The following is a 20,144-nucleotide window of genomic DNA, read 5'->3' as shown; positions in this document are numbered from 1 at the left end:
AAATAGCGGATGTGATATGATTACTACTAGACCAAATTTACTAGATTGAGTCGATGGTAATAGTTCTAAAGTCACAAGAACTTGGAGTGAGGAAGTGAAACTGAGTTGAAAGTGCTAATTACAGGCGGCTATGGGTTCATTGGTTCCCATGTGGCGGATCGATTCATGAAAGAAGGTTATGACGTATTCATAATTGATAACTTATCAACCGGAAGAACAGAAAATATAAGCTTCAAGCACAAGTCGTACGTGTTGTCTGTGGAGGATGGGAAGTGCGAAGAGATATTCCGTGCCAATAAATTCGATGTGGTTGTGCATTTGGCGGCTCAGGTCAGCGTATCGACGTCGGTGTCGAATCCCATGCTGGACTCGGAGTCCAACGTGCTGGGCCTGGTCAATATGTTGAATCTCTCCAAGAAGCACAACGTCAAAAAATTTATCTACGCTTCATCGGCAGCCGTTTACGGCTCAAAAACAGAAATGCCGATCAGTGAGTCTGACGCGTGTTCGCCGATTTCGCCTTACGGGATCAGCAAGTGGACGGGCGAATCGTATTGCGAGAAGTGGCGGGAGCTGTATGGCTTGGAAACCGTCGGCTTCAGATTCTCTAACGTCTATGGGCCAAGGCAGGATTCGCTGGGCGAGGGCGGGGTCATATCCGTATTTATGAGTCGCCTGTTCGCGGAACAACCGTTAATCGTCCACGGAGACGGCAGCCAGACGCGCGACTTTATCTATGTCGATGATGTTGCGGATGCCCTTTACCGTGCCTCCAACTCCACCATTACGGGTATTTATAATCTATCCACGGGAACGGAGTGCAGCGTAACGGAAGTCGTGGACACGATTTCTCAAATCCACGAAGTCAAAAACGTGCGATATGCGGGTAGGCGTCAGGGCGACATCAACCGTTCCGTGCTCGACAATAGCAAAGTGAACCGCGAACTGGACTGGGCCCCTATATACTCCATAGCCGATGGATTGCGGCAAACCTACGCTTATTTCGCCGCGGAGCAAGCATCGAAGGAAACTGCCTCCGGAGCGGCGGTTCAAGTACCGAAGAAGTTCGTTTCGGGCCTTAAGAAGCTATTGCCTTATGGCGAGAACCTGCTGGCCTTCGGATTGACGGCTTGGATCACGTTAAGCCAGCAATACGGCGCGTACGGCGCAATCGACGTGAAGCTGTTTTATATTACGATTATGGGCATCATGTACGGGAACAAGCAGTCGATTATGGCCGTGCTGCTGTCCATTGGACTTTACGTGTACCAAAAGCTAGAGAATGGCCACGAGCTTGTATCCCTCTTGTACGACACGGACTTTTTCTTCCAAATGGCCATCTATTTATTCATCGGTCTTGTTGTGGGTTATTCTATCGAGCGCAAGAATGCGCATATTCAGCAGCAGGAACAGAAGAACGAAGAGCTTGAGAACAAATACGATTTTTTGAACGGCGTCTATCAAGAGGTGCGCGAAGTGAAGGAAGAGCTGCAGCTGCGCATCCTCAATTCCGGTGATAGCTATGGCAAAATTTATTCCGTGACCAAAGAGCTCGAGAGTCTGGAGCCGGAGAACGTATTCCACGCGACGGTCAACGTCGTTCAATCCATTATGGCCGTGCCGACCGTGGCCATTTATACCGTGAACCGTAATCAATCGTATTTGCGGCTGGTCGCCCACTCGTCGAATGGAGCGGGAGGTCAAGCCAAATCGCTTAAAGTGGAAGAATACGCTTATTTAAGAACCCTCATGAGCAGCGGCAAAATGTACGTCAACAAAAGGCTTGAAGAAGGAACGCCGCTCATGTGCGCGCCTATTTATTATCAGAATAACATAGCCGCTGTTATCGCGATCGACGGGTTGTCTTTCGAAATGTTTTCGCTGTATCACCAGAATCTCTTCAAGACGACGGCCGATCTCGTTTCGTCTGCGCTTACGAGAGCTTTTGCATACATAGAGGCGACGGAGAGCCAGCGATTTGTAGAAGGCACGCCGATTCTTAAGAACGAAGCCTTCGAGACGATTCTGCAATCCAAAAAGCAGGCATGGGAGAAAAATCGTATCCCGTACCTTCTGCTGAAAGAAAACGCTCAGCATGCTAACCTTGAAGAGGCGGGCAATCGAATCTCGGGTATGCTCAGGGAAACGGATTATACCGGCCTGAGCGCCGGGCGCGAACTATTGGTGCTGCTCTCCAACACAAACCAAGAAGATGCCGCTCATGTCCTCAGCAGATTTGCCTTGAGAGGAATCACGCTCAGCGTGGTCCATGAGGGTATATAACATGATGGGATTGTGGTTTGGCCTGTATGTGCTGGCGTCAGCCCTGCTGCTCGCTATCCGTTATCGAAAGTCTTGGCAGGAGGGACTGCTTCGGCTTATCGTCGTCGTTGCCATCCCTATCATCGGGTGGCTATTGCCTTTGTTCTGGCCGAAACGGCTATACGCCAATGCGGGACATGATTTCCATGATTATATGACGAAACAGCATGAAGAACATAAATTGCACCATGTCGGCATCTATTCCGAAACGGAATCGGCGAAGGAGCTAAACGTGATTCCCATCGAAGAAGCGCTGCTGGTCAGCGAGCATCAGGATCGCAGAAGAGTCATGATCGATTTGCTCAAGCAGGATTCGGTGCATTACCTCGAGATTCTGCAGACCGCGGTAAGGAACGAGGATACGGAAACATCGCATTACGCGGTAAGCGCCATAATGGAAGTGAAGAGAAAGCTTCTGCTGTCCATTCAGGACTTGTCCGTACAATTCGAGAACAGGAAAGAAGACGAATACGTGGTCCGGGCGTACGCGGAAGTATTGAAGGGTTTCCTGCGGAGCGGGTTCCTGGATGAACGGACGGTTGTCAAATATCAATATACGTATATTGAAGTGCTGAACCAAATGATCAAGCTTTCCAAACAAGCAGAATGGGCGTACAAGGATAAGATGGAAACGGAGATTAATCTTGGTCTTTTTGTTGTTGCGGAATCGACAAGCTTGCATTATTTGGATCAACATCCCGAGAGTGAAGATGCATACTTATGTTTGATGAAGGTGTATTACCTGACACGGTCATCGTCCAAGCTGAATCATACCCTGGAGCAACTGAAGCAATCGCCAGTCCGGTTATCCAATCACGCGCTGACGCTGGTCCGGTTCTGGTCGGAAGGGGCGTAACGCATGAACCGAGACGTGAAATTCAGAAGAAATGTCTACATTATCTTGTTATCCATTCTATTGCTAGCCATTCTCATTCAGGTGGCGAGGTCGCAGTTCGTGCTGAAATTCAACCATAATGAGCATTGGATGACGGAGCGCGAACGGCTGCTTAACGCCGGGGCATCCTTCGCCGAAACGACCGACGCCCAAGGTCCCGCGGCCTGCCTCGCGTATGCCGGAAGCGAGGCCGTAAGCGTCGAACTCAAAGATAACGCGGCGCGTACGCTGGAATATATGAAGCAGCCGGTCATACAGGTGGACGTGGAAGAAAAAGCATTGGTTTACGGTAAATGCTCGCATGTATTGTTCGCCACCGGACAGCTTGATTCCATCGGGAACATGGAAGGACTGGATGAATACGTCCATAGCGGCGGCGCTGTTTTTTTAATGAATGGGCTGGAGACGGACGACGGCGTATTCAGCCGGCTCTATCGCAAGTTTGGGATTCTATCTTTCGATTTCGCGAATTTGACCCAAGGCATTCACCTGACTTCCAATGTGCTTATAGGAGAACAGGGGTTAAAGACGGGCAAAGATTTTATTTCGATCATTGCAACGAGCGTCGATCTCGATAACGAGTCCATCCTCATGGCCGAAAGTCTCGATGGCGTTCCTATAATGTGGAAGCGGTCCTACGGAGCTGGAAGCTTTACGGTTTATAACGGGGACAACTTGAGATTCAAGAGTAACCGCGGGCTTATCGCGGGCGCGTTCAGCATGATGCAGCCGGATTATATTTATCCGATTTTTAACGCAAAAGTGTTTTACATCGACGACTTCCCAGCTCCGATCACCAAGGAGCTTAAACCAGACATTTACCGCAAATACAAGATGGATATGCCGGGCTTCTACCGGGATGTCTGGTGGCCCGACATGCTGAAGGCTTCCAAGAAATACAACTTGAAATATACGGCGGCGGTCATCGAAACTTATAATGACCAGATTACGCCTCCCTTCCAAAACCCGATCGACGCGGAGTATCATAATCTGATTGCGTACGGACGGGAAGTGCTGAAGAGCGGAGGAGAAATATCCTTGCACGGCTATAATCATCAGTCCTTGCAATCGAACCGGGAGATTGCGAAGTACTTCGAGTACAAGCCGTGGCTCGGACAGGAAGATATGGAGCTATCCGTTCGGGAAGCGATCCGATTTGTGGCGACGGCATTCCCGAACTACTCGGTCATGTCGTATGTCCCGCCCTCCAACGTGCTTGGGCTGGACGGCCGAGAGGCGTTAAAGCAGGCATGGCCTGACTTAACGGTCATCGCATCGCTTTACGACACAGACTATGAGAATAGGGCTTACGTACAAGAGTATGAGGTATCGGATGACGGCATTATCGAGCTGCCTCGCGTAACCTCCGGTTATTTGGACGATCCGTATTCCCGTTGGCTAGAGACCAATGCCATTACTACGGTCGGGGTTTTCTCGCATTTTATACATCCGGACGATTTATTGGACAAGCAAAGAAGCGATAACAAGGATTGGGAGAAGCTTTACGAGGACTTTACGCTCATGCTGGAACGACTGCGGGAGACGTATCCGTGGCTTCGCGAGATGACCTCTACGGAAGCTGGGCTGGCGGTAGCTGGCACGTCCCAGGCACGGGTAACATGGAACAAGTCCTCGGACCGCATATCGGGACAGATCGAAGGTTTTACGAACGAAATGCATTTTGTGCTGCGGACGGATCGGAAGATCGGAAGGCAGGAGCACTGCTCCGTGCAGAAAATAGATGATCAAACTTACCTGGTCAAAGCACACGATGCCAGGTTCGCTATCGGATTGGGCGGGTGATAGTCATGAAGATTTGCATGATCGCGGAAGGGTCCTATCCTTATATTACCGGCGGCGTTTCCAGCTGGATACATTCGATTATCAATCAAATGCCGGAGCATGAGTTCGTCATATACGCCATTGCCGCGCAAAAGAAACAAGCTGGGAAGTTCAAATACACGCTGCCCGGCAACGTCGTGGAAGTCAGAGAAATATTTCTGGATGCTTATTTGGACGAAGAAGGGGCATGGGGCAAGCGGTTCCGGCTCACGCCGGAGCAGCGGACCAATATTTTGGCGCTGTTAAGCGATGAATATCCGATGGATTGGGATGGATTGTTCCGCATGCTTAGGAACAAAAAGTTTCGCAACGCGGCCGACTTTCTCTCCAGCAAAGATTTTTTCGACATCCTGGAGGAGCTGTGCCAGAAGCAGTACAAGCTGGTTCCTTTTACGGAGATGTTCTGGACCGTGCGCTCCATGCTTCTGCCGCTGTTCATGACGATTCGGCAAGATCTGCCCGAGGCGGATTTATACCATAGCGCATCTACGGGATATGCGGGTGTGATCGCAGCGCTTGCCAAACATCAATACGGCAAACCGATTCTTCTGACGGAGCACGGCATTTATTCCCGGGAGAGGGAAGAGGAGATTATTAAGGCCGATTGGGTGAAGGGCTACTTCAAGGATTTGTGGATCGAATATTTCTATCGCCTGTCGAGCTGCGCGTATGAAGCTTCGGATCAGGTGGTAACGTTGTTTAATCGGAATAAGGAAATCGAGATCGAATTGGGCTGCGAGGCTTCGAAGATTCGTATTATCCCGAATGGCGTCAATACGGCGGACTATGCCGATTTACCGGTGTCGTCAGACGATAACATCATCCGGATCGGGGCCATCGTGCGCGTGGTTCCGATCAAGGACATTAAGACCATGCTCCAGAGCTTTGCGCTCATTAAGCAAGAGCTTCCGAATACGGAGTTTTATGTGATGGGTCCATATGAGGAAGACGAGCAGTATTATGGCGAATGCTTGCAGCTCGTCGAGGCGCTGAATCTCGAAGATGTCTATTTTACGGGCTCCGTTCGAATTAAAGACTACCTCGGCAGAATGGACGTATTGATGTTGACCAGCATAAGCGAAGGCCAGCCGCTGGCTATTCTGGAGGGAATGGCGAGCGCCAAGCCGTTCGTCGCTACGAATGTCGGAAGCTGCAAGGAGCTGCTCAGCGGGCTTGACGACGGCATTGGCGAAGCCGGCTTCGTCGTTCCCGTCATGCATTACGAGCAGCTTGCGCAAGCCGCCATTCGGCTATGCAAGGACGGCAAGCTCCGGGAAGAGATGGGGCGGAATGCGATCGAACGGGTGCAGCGTCACTATCGGCAAGAAGAAGTGATTCGGAACTATCGCGGTTTGTATCAATCGTTGGGAGGTGAACGTAAGTGGCAGGCATCGGCTTTGAACTAAGGAAGCTATTCCGCGAGCAAGGGTTGATCAATAATGTCAAAGCTTACGCCTACTCCTCGTTAACGACGGTAGGTCCGATGATCTTATGTATGTTTTTGATTATGGCGCTGCAGCGTATCATGTCCTCGAACGAGGAGAACAGCTACATCGAGTGGGAGCTTTATATCGCTACCGTATCGTACTGCTTTGTTTTTTCCATTGTTTTCACGAGCGGCATTTCCATGGTCCTAACAAGATATGTGGCGGACATGATTTTCGGGAAGAAATACGAGAGGCTGATGTCGTCCTTCTACGGCGCACTTGTCGTTATGCTGCCGATCGGAGCCGTCATTGCCACCGTATTTCTGAGCGGGGTAGAGGCCGGGTTGCTTTATAAGTCGGCAGCCTATCTGTTTTTTATGGAGCTTGTCGTGATATGGATTCAAAGCGTCTATCTATCGGCGCTTAAGGATTATATGCGTATTGTCAGAAGCTACATCATAGGAGTGGCAATCGCTCTTCTAAGCGGCTGGCTGCTCTTCCAATACACGGAGCTTCAGCCGACGACGGCGGCGCTGGCTGGCATCGATATCGGTTTTTTGGTTATCGTCATGTTATCGTTCCATCATTTTCGCCACATGTTTCCCAAAGCGGACGCCAAACGGTTTTTCGAATATATGTCTTACTTCAAAAAATACCGTTCATTGTTTTTTGCCGGTAGCTTCGTCTATTCCGGCGTCTATCTGCACAATTTCGTCTATTGGCTGGGTCCGAGAGGCGTCGAGGTAGCGGAACGATATCTCGTCATGCCTTTTTATGATTTGCCCGTTTTCTATGCGTTCTTGTCCGTGATGCCCACCTTGGTCACGTTCGTGGTTTCCGTGGAAACATCGTTTTATGTAAAGCTCAGATTGTATTACTTAAACATCCTGAACAACGGGACCATTCAAGATATTCAGGCAGCCAAGAAGACGATGCAAAAAACGCTGGTGCGGGAAATCAGCTTTATGATGGAGGTTCAGTTGTTGTTCACGGTCTTGGCGATCGCGCTCGGCATTAAGTTTCTGCCGATGATCGGATTTACGATGGCTCAATTGGAAGTATTCTACATGCTGGCGCTGGGGTATTTCTTGTTCATAATCCTGTTCGTCCTGGTTCATATCTTGATGTACTTCGACGATCGCAAGGGCGTTGTGGCGATCGGAGGATTGTTTGTCGTGCTTAACATTGGCTTGTCCTACTGGATGATGAACCTCGGATACGACGGTCTCGGCATGTTCATGGCGTCGTTCATCTCGCTTGCGGCGGTAATTGCCAGACTGCTGTACGTGCTGCGGAATATTGATTATTATACGTTCTGCGCTCAGCCGATCCATGTGAAGGAGCAAGTCAAACGTACTCGCGGCAAATCGTTTCTGACGAAGCCGGGTACGACCGTATCGATCGTGCTGATCCTAGCCGTTACGTTGTCCGCTTGTTCTTCGACTCCTGACGAGTCTGCCCCGGAGACGGCTCCTGTGTCGCCTTCGGTCATGTCTTCGAGCAAGCTGGTCGAAGATAAGCGCCTCTACGACCGGGACGTCGACGCTTCTTTAAAGGCGCTCTATATTACCGTATTGCCGGACAAGTCGGATGAACCGAATGCTTTGACCTGGTACGGCCTTAACCGGCTCCCGGATCGAACGGACGAAGGGGAACTGGATATTATCGTTCAGGAAGGATCCGAAGATGGCGCAGGGCCTGTCTCCGGCAAATTCGGTTATGGCGCCAGCCAAGCCAACGGAAGCATTACGCTGCGGGGGCGAACGGCATGGTACACGTCCCAAAAGTCGTATCGCATCAAGCTGTTCGACGAAGCGGGCTTATGGCTGGACCAACGCAGCTTTAATCTAAATAAGCATTCGCTCGACTTAAGCAGAATCAGAAACAAATTAAGTTTTGACTTGCTGGAGGACGTCGATAACATTACGAGTCTGCGAACCCAGTTTATGAGGGTCTTCGTCAAGGATCTATCCGAAGGCCAGAAACAAGCAACGTTCGTTGATTACGGATTATATACGCATGTGGAACAGCCCAACAAGAAGTTTTTGCAATCGCATATGCTGGACCCTAACGCTCATCTTTATAAAGTCGCTTTTTTTGAATACGGCAGGTACGAAAATGTCATCAAGTCGCAGAATGATCCAACCTACGATAAGGCCGCGTTCGAGACCATCCTGGAGATCAAAGGACGCGAGGAGCACGAGAAGCTGATTCGCATGCTGGATGACGTTAACAACAATAAGCTATCCATAGACGACGTGGTGGAGAAGCATTTCGATAAGGAAAACTTCCTAACATGGACGGCCGTAAACATCCTCATGGATAACATGGATACCGATGCCAACAACTTCTACCTGTATTCGCCTCTTAATTCAGAGAAGTGGTACATTCTGCCTTGGGATTACGACGGAGGCTGGGAGATGCAGCGGAACATGGGATTGATTCGTCCCCATCAGAGCGGTTTAAGCAACTTCTGGGGTTCGGTCCTTCATAATCGCTATTTCCGGGAACCGGATCATGTTGAAGAGTTAAAGGAAAAGCTGGAAGAGCTGTCGACCGTCATCAATAAGCAACGAATATCCGAGCTGTTGGATTCTTATGTCCCCATTGTCAAACCGTATTTATACCGCAGTCCGGATATCGAGTACTTGCCTGGTTTGAACAGTGGATTCGAAGCCGAGCTGGAAGTGATCAAGAACACCCCCGAACGGGGGCTTCGGCGGTTTATGGTAGATTTGGAGAAGCCTAAGCCGTTCTATCAGGATGATGTCGTGCAGGAGAAAGGGAAATTGCAATTCAGCTGGGGCCTTTCATTCGATTTGCAGGGCGATGATCTGATCTACGACGTGGAAGTTGCCAAAGACCCGTTGTTTGCTAAGGTAGTGGCATCCCGCAAAGGCGTTAAGGAGAATCGGATTGAGATCGCCGTGCTGGACAAAGGGACTTACTACTGGAAGGTAAGGGTTCGCGATGGCAAAGGGAATGAGCAATATTCGTTTGATTATTATCAGGACACTGAAGGTACGTACTATAACGGCATGAGAGAATTCGAGGTGCAATAATATGCAACGGCAAGCCAAGAAATTCCGCACCGAGCAGAAGTATTATTTGCATCTCCATGACTATGCGACGCTTCGGCACCGCGTGTCGTCCTTGCTGGCCATGGACAGCCATTCCATCGGCAGTGATGGCTATTGCATCCGCAGCTTGTATTTCGACGGAGCTCAGGATCATGCTTTGCACGATAAGAACAACGGCGTCTTCAAGCGCGACAAATACCGTATTCGGACCTACAACGGCAGCGATTCCGTCATCGCCGTAGAGCGAAAGAGCAAATTCGGGGAGTATGTGTGCAAGGAATCCGCCCGGATTAGCAGGGTGGAGTATGACGCCATCGTTAACGGCGATTACGAATGTCTGGCGGGCAAGGAAGAGCTGCTGCTTAAGGAATTTTATTCTGCGCTTGCTCACCGCGCATTCCGTCCGACCACTATCGTCGACTATTGGCGAGAGGCCTATATTTACGAGTTTGGCAACGTGCGGATTACGTTCGACAAGAAACTATCGGCGGGAACGAATACCTTTGATGTGTTCGATCCGAATCTCGTGCTGAAGGAAGCGATTCCGGTTCCGCAAACCATACTGGAAATTAAATATGATACGTTTCTGCCCGATCATGTTCGGAAGCTTGTCCGGCCGGATCAACATATCCGATCCTCCATCTCCAAGTATGTGATCTGCAGGGAAGTGAATTTGAAATATTTCAAAGAATAGAAGGCATGGGGTGCGCACATGGGAGACGTATTGAACTTTCAAGATATCGTGAAGAAGAGCGTGCTTCACCTGGAAGCATTCCGCAGCATATCGTATGTGGATATGATTCTGGGATTAGCTTGCGCGTTTATGATCGGGCTATTTATTTACTGGGTATATCGGAAGGCGTTCAGGGGCGTCGTATACAGCTATAACTATAATGTGTCATTCGTGCTCATGACGATGATCACGGCGCTGATTATTATGACCATCAGCACCAACATCGTGTTGTCGCTCGGCATGGTCGGCGCGCTCAGCATCGTGCGGTTCAGAACCGCGGTCAAGGACCCGCTAGACATCGTATACATGTTCTGGGCGATATCAGCCGGCATCGCGAGCGGCGCCAAAATATATCCGCTGGCGCTTGGCGGATCGCTTATTATCGGATTGACGATCTTGTGGTTGTCCAGACGCAAGGTAAGGGAGCAGGCCTACCTCCTTATCATCAGGCACACGGATGACGCAACCGGAGGGCTCCGCATAGAACTTCGCAAGCTGAACACGAAGTTAAAGTCCAAGACGGTCCGCAAGGATTTTACGGAATTGACGGTGGAGGTTATGCTTCGCGACGATAACACGGCATTCTTGCAGACCATTAGCGCAATCGATGGCGTGCTTGACGCTTCGCTGATTAACTATACGGGCGACTATGCGCAGTAGGCAGGAACAACGTTAGCGGCTGCCATGCAATTATCCCGTCTTCCCGTTTGCATGCTGCTGTTGCTGCCTGCGATACTCGCTTGGTGAGACGCCGGCTATTTTTTTGAACATGCGATTAAAGGAAGTAACGTTCTGATATCCGACTTGCCGGCCGATCTCGTTGATCGGGTGCGGAGTGCCCGACAGAAGCTTCTTCGCTTCGCTCATTCGAATGCCGTTCAGATGATCGATAAAATTCGTGCCGGTTTTTTCTTTGATGTAAGTAGACAGATAAGCGGTCGACATATTGAGCTCGCCGGCGATCTGGTCGAGTGAAATATCACCGCTGAATTGCGTTTCGAGCAAATGCATGACGCGTGTTACGATCGGATCTTCATCCGTGATCCGCTGCATGGACAGGCTTCCGACTACCGTCTCGGCAAGCCGATTCAGCTGCTCCTTATATTTGTCCGCCGTATGGCAAGAGGAGAGATTTCTTCGAATCGAGCGCAACGTCCATCCGATATGCTGCTCCGGCTCGGCGCCTGCATGCAGAAGCGGCGCGGTAATCTTCTCCGACATCTGCGCGGCGAAGTCGGCGTATTGCTGCACGGCGGCTTGTTCCTTCTGCATTCGCGCCAGCATGGCCGCAATGAATTCCGATGCCGTATCCGAACTCCCCGCTTGGAGGGAGGAGGCCAATTGGCTTTCTTCGGCGTCCGACAGATGCGGCAGCTCAGGCAAGTTCCGCGGGGACGTCACGATCACCGTCTCTTCAATCAATAACGCTTGTCGGGCCAGCGCCTGCACTTGCTCGTAAGCGTAGCTGAACTGGGAGGCATGCTCGAAGCGCGAGCTGATGGCAACGGTCGCCAAACAGTGGGATGTATTTTGATCCAGCAGCCGTTTGATTCGCGTAAGCAAGTCGGCTATTGCCGCCGAATCACCGTTCCGGATGACCGTCATCATTTGGTTATGTTCGATTTGGAACGTATGCGCCTCGGCGCAAATCTCCGAAGCGGCAGCCCGAATATGCTCGCGCAAGGCAAGCGAAGCTTGTTCAGGCCTTACGTTAAGCCGAACCAAGGCATCATGCCGGAACCTCAGCTCGTACAGTACAATATCGTAGCTGCCTTCGGCGGACAGAAACTCCTTCCATTCCCCCAAATCCTCGTTAATGTTCTTCAACTGACTCATATAACCGAAGCTGGTCAAGATCGACCGGTGCCTGTTCATCTTATTCTTCACGTCTTCGCGTTCCCGAACGAGCTCCCGGATCCGGCGCTCGATGAGCGCATATTCTTCAATGCCGCTATCATTGCCCGTTCCCGATGCTTGGCCATCCATTGATGCGGCAAGCAGCCGGTCAACGGGTTTTTTCAGACGTTTGCTGAAATAGAAGGAAACGAACGCGGCCAGAACGAGCGTCGCGGCAAATACAAGCGCCGACCACCAGAACCAGTGCCGAAGCTCCGCTGCGGCCGTATGAGTAGGAACTGCCATGTAAAAAGAAAGTCCGCTGGCGCTCTCCGTTCTAAACCAATCATGATCGTTCAGCCGCATATGGTCCCGGCTTGCTTCGAAGGCAGGGATATCAGCAGCGCCCATGGCTTGTCCATAACGATAGAGAACGCGTCCTTCATCGGCGATAAGGAATGATCTTTCCGGGGCTTCCCCCAGAAAGGCTTCCATCGCCTTCTCCGCGTTAAGCAGAGCGATCGTTTGATAGTTCTCGCCGGGCAGCTTGAAGCTGATCGGGAGCAGCATGTGACCGCCCGAGAGTTCGGCGGAAGGTTCATAATGTACGGCGGGCAGTATGGTCACGGATTGCTCCTTCTGGAGCTGCTCCTTCCAGTACGAGTGGGTATACAGCTTGCTCGCATACGCCCGTCCGAAGAGATCGGCGGCGCTGCTGCTGCCGTCCTGGTCGACCGCGAAGTCTCCCATCCCGTAGTGGACGATCAAGCCTTCCAAATGCAACAAAGGATTATAGGCATCCTTCCGCAAGAGGTTGGAGATGCGGTAGGCGGACAAATAATTGGCGCCTTCCTTGCCGAAGGTTCTAAGCTGACGGTTGAACTCGCGAACCGTGCTTTCGTTATAAATCTGAGTGAGCAACGTCTTTAATTGCGCCAGATGGGTTTCGTAGCGATCCGCGGTACCGGAGAGCAGGTTTCGGTTGGATGCTTCAATATCCCTCTGCAGCTTGGATTGGAAGAACGAAAATAGCAGCCCGTTAACTAGCGAAAACAAAAGGATGATACATATAAAGGGGACCAGCAACTGGCCGGATAACGTCTGGATTCGGAAGGATCTCAGTTTCATCGTGGTGTTATCTCCTTTCCTACGCGCCTATATAAGGCGAAACAGGCATGCTTCTATCGTAATGCAAAGCGGCACGAAAGGCTGTACCCGCCGCGTTAAAAGATTGTAAAGAAAGGTTCTGAAAAAAGGATAAGCATCGAAAAAAACGTCGATATCGCAAGCGGAAGCCGCATTGTACGATGGTTTTGCGCCATTATAGCCGCATGCGATGACGCAGGGAGTATATGCGCATCTATGAGCAGGCTTACAGGCGATACCAATCGCCTTAACGTTAATCATTGGGAGAGTGTGGAAGCTGTGAAAGCAACGATTCGAAAGCAATGGAAAAAATGGTTGTCCGCCGCTACGGCGGCGGCGCTGCTGCTAGGCGCCGTGCCGTACGCGGGGCCGGCAAACGTAAGCGCGGCGTCGGAGTTGCCGGCGCTTATGATTACGGAGCTGGTTCCGGATACGACGAATGTCGCTGGCGCGGACGGGTATGAGTTTATCGAAATTTACAACAATACGGATCAGCCAGTCGACTTCAGCGATTATTCGTTGATCTATCATTATTTCGAAAACAGCGTTGAAAAAACGGTTCCATGGCCGATGACTGCCCCGGGCTCCGCAACGGTTATTCCGGCTTACGGCACGATCGTGCTGTGGGTGATGAATGCCAGCAATACAGCCGAGCCGGTCGCGAACTTCAACAACACGTTCGGGGTTCAGCTCACGGAAGGCGTCTCGCTGTTCCGGGTGAACGGCGGAGGTGGCATGCACAACAGCTTGCCGCGCGATCTAATCATTCAATACGGCGGCGGGAATGTCGTATCCGTTGCTTCTTATCAGAATGATGATCAGACGAAGCCGAACAAAGGCATCCTCTATGCCTATCCGAAGGACGGATCGGCAACGATGCGTCTCGTCGACGGCACCGGAACGGTGAACGCGACGCCGGGCTCGGTAACCGCCGATCAAGTGCCGGACATCGGGCAAGAGCCTCAGCTGCCGCCGGTCGTGACGCATGCGCCGGTAACGACGGCATCCTTCGAGGCGGATCTGGCCATCTCGGCGACGATCGCCCAGCCGGACGGCAACACCGTAACGGCTAGCGTCTACTATCGCAACGGCTCGCAAGGCAATTTTACCAAGTTGGATATGGCTGGTACCGACGATGTTTTCGCGACTTCCATTCCGAAATCCGAGCTGACATCGCCGCTGCTTCAATATTACATTGAGGCTACCGACGGCATGGCGACCGCGACGACACAGACCTATAACGTTAATGTGGAGACGTCAGATTTCAATTATAGCCTGGTACCGTCCGTGCTCATTACGGAGCTTGTGCCAGACAGCGAGAACGTCAGCGGTGTAAGCAGCGACGCATTCGAATTTATCGAGGTTTACAATAATACGGACGGCGAGCTCAACTTCTCGAATTACGGTCTATATTACCGATATCCTGACAAGGGACCCGCGTTTGACGTGTCTTGGCCAGCCGCCGAGAAAGGAAGCATCCTCATTCCGCAAGGCGGCTCGATCGTCCTGTGGATTACGAACTCGGCCAATCAGACGGTCGAGAACGCGGCCAGCTTCAACGCCAACTACGGCACGACGCTGACGGAGGGCGTGAACTTGTTCCGCACGGAGCTGAACGACGGCATGTCGAACAGCGCGGCCCGCGACTTGGTCATCAAGGATTCGCTCGGCAATGACGTAGCGGTGGCGTCTTACCAGAACGACGAGCAGACGCAGAAAAACAAAGGCATCTTCTACGCGTATCCGCTCGACGGAGGATTGAACATGCGCATGCTGGCGAGTCCGGGCACGCTGGCTGCCACGCCGGGCGCGGTTGCGACGGAACAAGCGCCGAGCGTGCCGGTACATCTGCCGGACGGTTCGGAGAACGAAGCTCCGGTCATCGCGGACATTGCGTATGATTTCATCGCAAGCGGGCTTGAGATCTCCGCGAACGTGACGGATCCGGACCAACCGGAAGCGCCGCAAGCGAAAATCTATTACCGCACCAAATCGCAATCCGTTTACGCGACGACCGTCATGAACAAGGTCGGCGGCGTCTACAAAGGTTTGATTCCATCCAGCGCGTTGGTGGAAGACACGTTGTATTTCTATATCGAGGCGATTGACGGCATCGGCAAAGCAACGTCCGAAGAAACGACCGTCGCGGTCGAGCTGGACGACTTCGACCCGCAATCCGCTCCGGAGCTGCTCGTCACGGAGATCGTGCCGGATTCCGCGAACGTGGGCAGCGGAGACGGCTACGAGTTCGTCGAAGTCTACAACAACACGGACGGGCCGTTGAACCTGAAGGATTACCGGATCAATTACCGTTACACGGATAGCGGTCCTTCCGCCGACGTGATCTGGCCGACCGCCAAGGAAGACGTTATAGTTCCCGCCGGCGAGTCAGTCGTGTTCTGGGTTATTAACGCCCACAATTCCGCTTCGACGGCCGCCGATTTTAACGCCAACTACGGCAACGCCGGCCTGACGGAAGGCGTGAACCTGTTCCGCATGTATAGCGACGGCATGGCGAACGGCGGCAAACGCGGCATCGTCATCGCGACGAACAGCGGCATCGAAATTTCGTCCGCGTATTACGACAACGACGAAGAGACAAAAGCGAACATGGGCATTTTCTACAAATATCCGCTAGACGGCACGCCGAACATGATCAAATACAGTGCGGGTCTTGCGCCCGCGACGCCTGGAGCCGTCGCATCCGAGCAGGTGCCCGTGGTTCCGGTTGCGATAACGGTCGACGAAGCGGATCCGACGATCGCCGATTTGACTGCGGTACAGACGATCGACCAATCGCGAAACTTCGATATCGTGGGCGACGCGCAGGATGATCGCGTGGCCAAGACGGTCGTGCTTTATTACAAGGACAACCGCGATGGGGATTATACGAAACGGTATCTGAAGCGGAGCTACAATGATTCGTTGTACCGTCAAACCGTGTTCAGCCCGCAGCTGATCGGCCGTGAATACATCGAATATTATTTCGAAGTATCCGACGGCACGAATACCGTAACGTCCGAGACGAAGCGGGTGACGATTACGGGTGGTCCGGAGCTCTCCGATCTGCGTCTGAACGTGAAGGAGAACGAGGTTCTATCCGGGAATAAAATCCTTCGCGCGACGGGGAACGGCGCAGCTTGGAACGAGCTGTCGTTCGCCATTGACGGTACTGAGCTGACGAACGGCACTTACTCCGCTCTAGAGAGCGGCGCGTACTTCGCGTTCGAGACGCAAGCGGTCAACTATTACTTCAAAAACGCGGTCGTGAAGGACGGCGAAATCATTCATACTTTCCTGGATCCGATCGACAGCTGGTCGACGCTCTCCATCCCGATCTCGGCGGACGATCTGGCGCAGGGCGCCAACGTCATCTCGATCTATGCGGGTTCGAAGTCCGGCCCGTTCGACGACCGCCCGGAGGAGAACAAGGACGATTTCGAGGTGCGCAACGTTCGTCTCGTGCTTGCCGACGGCACGGAGCTGTACGATCCGAAGTACGCGAATCCGCTGACGTCGCTGAAGATGGGCGACAGCGCGGGCAAACACGAATTCGTCGACTTCACGTTTACGCTGGCGGCCGATAAGCTGGCTTCCAAAGCGTATGCGTGGGACACGAAGGGCGTCGCCGACGGCGATCACGTGCTGACGGTCAGCCATTCGACTTACGGAACGCTGACGCGGGGCGTGAAAGTCGACAACGCCGCGCCGACGATCGCTCCGACCGTGGAGGAAGGCGAGACGTACCGCGGCGTGTTCACGATCGATGCCGCGATCGCGGATGCCATCGCGGGACTGGAAGCGTCGACGGCAACGCTGGACGACGCTGCGATTACTCTGCCTTACGCCACTTCTTCGGCGGCGCTTGCGCCAGGCGCCCATAAGCTGGTCGTGACGGCAACCGACAAAGTTGGCAATGCGGCGACGGCGACGGTGAACTTCAACGTACCGGACGAGAATCCGCTTGCGCCGCAGCTTATATCGCCGACGCACAATGCGGGCAAGGTCGGGGGCACGGCGACGCTGACGGTTAAAGCGAAGGATCTGCTGGACGATCTGATGCGCGTCATGTTCTTCCGCGGCTTTAACTACGACGCAAGCGCGGCCGCAGGCTTCAAGGCCTTCAGCGGCGCGGCCGACACGGAGCCGCCGAAGCAGGAAGTGCCTGGCGGTGAGCAGGCGCTGAACGCGGATGGCTATAAAGCCATTCGCAAGGCCGGCGACGGTCAATATCTGGTGAACGATTCGACGGAGCAATTCCCTTACCACCGCTTCGAAATTACGCTCGATTCGTCCGTGAAGGACACGGACCGCGTGGACGTTCAGTGGAAAGGCAAGTCGCTGGAAGGACGCAAGGTCAGTCTGTACGCGTGGAGTCCGGTTGCCGGCAAGTGGGCCATGCTGGACACGATCATCGCGGGAAGCGGCGACTTCGAGCTGGGAGCCGAAGTAGCTGCGGGCGATTACCGCAACCTCAACGAAAATGGGGAGATGAACAATCCGGCGGACACCATTTTGCTCATGGTGCAAGACGAAGTGCCGGTGTCGAACGATTCTTACGACTTCTCGTTCGTTTGGATGTCCGATACGCAATATTATTCCGAGACGTATTTCACTTACTACCGCGATAACGTCCACTGGATCAAAAACAACCTGGACGAGCAGAAGATCAAATACGTCATCCACACCGGCGACATCGTTGACGAATCCGACAAGCTGTACCAGTGGGAAGAAGCCGACCGGAACATGAAGGTGCTGGACGATGCAAAGATTCCGTACGGCGTCCTTGCGGGCAACCATGACGTCGACCATCAGAAGGGCTCGTACGACGATTATTGGAAGTGGTTCGGCGAGAATCGTTTCGTAGACCAGCCGACGTTCGGCGGTTCGTACAAAAACAACATGGGCCACTACGATCTCATCTCCGCGGGCGGCAACGACTTTATTATCGTCTACATGGGCTGGGGCCTTGCCGACGAAGAGATCGATTGGATGAACGAAGTGGTGAAGGCGCATCCGAACCGCAAAGCGATTTTGGCGTTCCACGAATATTTGCTCGTATCCGGCAACCGCGCTCCAATCGCGGACAAAGTCTACGAGAAGGTCGTGCTGCCGAACAAAAACGTGTTCGCGACATTGTCCGGCCATTATCACGACGCCGAGCTGAAGACGGATGAAATCGACGACAACGGCGACGGTAAGGCGGACCGCAAGGTGTATCAAATGCTGGCCGACTATCAAGGCGCCGAAGACGGCGGGCTTGGCTACATCAGGCTGATGCAGTTCGACATGGCGAATGACAAGCTTCATATCAAGACGTTCTCGCCAACGCTGAACGATTACAATTATTACGACCCGGCCGCATATCCGGGCAAGGACGAATTCTCGCTCGACCTGGAGCTGGACGCGGAGACGAAGCGGGTCGCGACCGACTACTTCGGCGTCCGAGTATATACGGACCAACAAATCGGCGAGACGCAAGAAACGGCGAGCGGCGCGAACGCTTCCGTCTCTTGGGAAGGCCTCTCCGACGCGAGCTACGAATGGTATGCCGTAGCGGAGGACGAGCACGAGGGCAATAGCCGCTCCGACATTTGGCGCTTCTACACGGGCGACGCGCCTGTAGAGCCTACGCCGGGCCCGGGCACGGATCCGGGAACGGGAACACCACCGGTTAGCGGCGGGGGGACCGCTGTCGAGAACGGCGTCATCTCCGTGAAACCGGGAACCGGTTCCACCTTCAAGGTGACGGAAGAAGCGATACAAGAAGCCATTAAAGGCTCGAAGGGCGATAACGTCGACATTGTCCTGAAGGCCGATTCTGCTGATGAAGAGCAGCTTCGACTCGAGCTTCCTGCCGAAGCGGTCGATGCTCTCCTTAAGAGCGGCAAGGAACTGCGCATCATTACTCCCCGCGTGACGATCGAGTATCCGCAAGGCACGCTGCCTTCGCAATCGGCGGAAGGCGACGGCATCATTCGCCTAACCGTGAACATCGGCCAAGGCGAGACGTCCGCGGACGATGCGGTATCGGATGCGGAGCGCGGCAACGACTCTCTGCATGGAACGGACATCGTTTATGCGCTGGAACTGGAATACGTCGGCCCGAACGGCGAGGTTACGCCGATTCATGAGTTCGACGGAGCCGTTCACGTCAAGCGGACGCTAACGGATGAAGAATTAAAAGGTCTCGATCCGGATTACGCCGGCGTTTATTATCTGAACGACGACGAAGAACCCGTCTATATGGGCGGCACGTTCGAAGGCAACGTCGTCACCTTCGAAACAACGCATTTCTCGAGCTATGCGGTGATGGAATACCGCAAAGGTTTTGCGGATACGCAGAACCATTGGGCGAAGGAGTTCGTCGGCAAGCTTGCGGCGCGCCATGCGATCACGGGCATTGACGGCATGAGGTTCGCTCCGGAGAGGAACGTTACGCGCGCGGACTTCGCGGTCATCGCGGTCAAGGCGCTTGGTTTCCTCGGTCTGGAGGCCGGCGCATCCGAATTCGAGGATGTGGCGGCTGGCAAGTATTACGCGGCTTATGTGGACAAAGCCCATGAGCTGGGCCTCGTGACGGGCTACCAAGGACGTTTCCGTCCGGAAGAGACCATTACCCGCGAGGAAGCGGCCGTTATTCTCATGAGACTGTATGCTCATTTGAATGATGGGGAAGGCGCGAACGGAGCGCAAGCGGCATTCGCGGATATCGCGGAAGCGTCCGAGTGGGCGCGCGAAGCGATCGAAGACGCGGCGGCGCTCGGACTCGTGAACGGCAAAGGCGCTGAACGCTTCGATCCGCATGCGGACGTGAAGCGCGCCGAGATCGCCAAGATGATCTGGCTGGCGATTCAATAACG

The 20,144-nt window shown here is 53.1% G+C and carries 9 protein-coding genes; 8 read left to right on the top strand and 1 reads right to left on the bottom strand.

Annotated elements, in window-relative coordinates:
- The first annotated feature begins 111 nt into the window (after positions 1–111).
- From RB620_RS14955 to RB620_RS14925, 7 genes are read left to right on the top strand one after another with little or no spacing between them, the layout of a single operon-like run.
- On the top strand, positions 112–2,283 hold the full coding sequence (locus tag RB620_RS14955; RefSeq protein WP_308095640.1) for an NAD-dependent epimerase/dehydratase family protein: 2,172 nt from the start codon (positions 112–114) through the stop codon (positions 2,281–2,283).
- Between the two features lies 1 nt (position 2,284).
- Positions 2,285–3,178 carry a VHS/ENTH/ANTH domain-containing protein gene (locus tag RB620_RS14950; RefSeq protein ID WP_308095545.1) on the top strand — a complete coding sequence of 298 codons (894 nt, stop codon included), beginning with the start codon at positions 2,285–2,287 and terminating at the stop codon, positions 3,176–3,178.
- A gap of 3 nt (positions 3,179–3,181) precedes the next feature.
- The gene (locus tag RB620_RS14945) at positions 3,182–5,020 is read left to right on the top strand and encodes a DUF2194 domain-containing protein (protein ID WP_308095543.1); all 1,839 of its coding nucleotides are present in this window, start codon (positions 3,182–3,184) and stop codon (positions 5,018–5,020) included.
- 5 nt (positions 5,021–5,025) lie between these two features.
- Positions 5,026–6,465 carry a GT4 family glycosyltransferase PelF gene (gene pelF, locus RB620_RS14940; RefSeq protein ID WP_308095542.1) on the top strand — a complete coding sequence of 480 codons (1,440 nt, stop codon included), beginning with the start codon at positions 5,026–5,028 and terminating at the stop codon, positions 6,463–6,465.
- A complete protein-coding gene (gene pelG, locus RB620_RS14935; RefSeq protein WP_308095540.1) occupies positions 6,441–9,548 on the top strand; it encodes an exopolysaccharide Pel transporter PelG in 3,108 nt (1,035 codons plus the stop codon). The genes pelF and pelG overlap by 25 nt, the downstream gene beginning before the upstream one ends.
- A gap of 1 nt (position 9,549) precedes the next feature.
- A complete protein-coding gene (locus tag RB620_RS14930) occupies positions 9,550–10,260 on the top strand; it encodes a polyphosphate polymerase domain-containing protein (protein ID WP_308095539.1) in 711 nt (236 codons plus the stop codon).
- 18 nt (positions 10,261–10,278) lie between these two features.
- Positions 10,279–10,959: a DUF4956 domain-containing protein gene (locus tag RB620_RS14925; RefSeq protein WP_308095537.1), complete on the top strand. Its 681-nt coding sequence runs from the start codon at positions 10,279–10,281 to the stop codon at positions 10,957–10,959.
- 30 nt (positions 10,960–10,989) lie between these two features.
- Here the strand turns inward: RB620_RS14925 and RB620_RS14920 are convergent, their stop codons facing one another.
- A complete protein-coding gene (locus RB620_RS14920) occupies positions 10,990–13,263 on the bottom strand; it encodes a helix-turn-helix domain-containing protein (protein ID WP_308095536.1) in 2,274 nt (757 codons plus the stop codon).
- 234 nt (positions 13,264–13,497) lie between these two features.
- Here RB620_RS14920 and RB620_RS14915 point away from each other — a divergent pair, with 234 nt between their 5' ends.
- On the top strand, positions 13,498–20,142 hold the full coding sequence (locus RB620_RS14915) for an S-layer homology domain-containing protein (RefSeq protein WP_308095534.1): 6,645 nt from the start codon (positions 13,498–13,500) through the stop codon (positions 20,140–20,142).
- The last annotated feature ends 2 nt before the right edge of the window (positions 20,143–20,144 follow it).

Source organism: Paenibacillus sp. LHD-117 (genome assembly GCF_030929555.1).
GTDB lineage: Bacteria > Bacillota > Bacilli > Paenibacillales > Paenibacillaceae > Pristimantibacillus.
This window is presented reverse-complemented; position numbering and strand designations above follow the sequence as displayed.

Coding starts and splice junctions, on each gene's coding strand:
- RB620_RS14950 (WP_308095545.1), top strand. CDS start 2,285: ATGATGGGATTGTGGTTTGGCCTGTATGTGCTGGCGTCAGCCCTGCTG.
- RB620_RS14945 (WP_308095543.1), top strand. CDS start 3,182: ATGAACCGAGACGTGAAATTCAGAAGAAATGTCTACATTATCTTGTTA.
- pelF (WP_308095542.1), top strand. CDS start 5,026: ATGAAGATTTGCATGATCGCGGAAGGGTCCTATCCTTATATTACCGGC.
- RB620_RS14930 (WP_308095539.1), top strand. CDS start 9,550: ATGCAACGGCAAGCCAAGAAATTCCGCACCGAGCAGAAGTATTATTTG.
- RB620_RS14925 (WP_308095537.1), top strand. CDS start 10,279: ATGGGAGACGTATTGAACTTTCAAGATATCGTGAAGAAGAGCGTGCTT.
- RB620_RS14920 (WP_308095536.1), bottom strand. CDS start 13,263: ATGAAACTGAGATCCTTCCGAATCCAGACGTTATCCGGCCAGTTGCTG.
- RB620_RS14915 (WP_308095534.1), top strand. CDS start 13,498: ATGAGCAGGCTTACAGGCGATACCAATCGCCTTAACGTTAATCATTGG.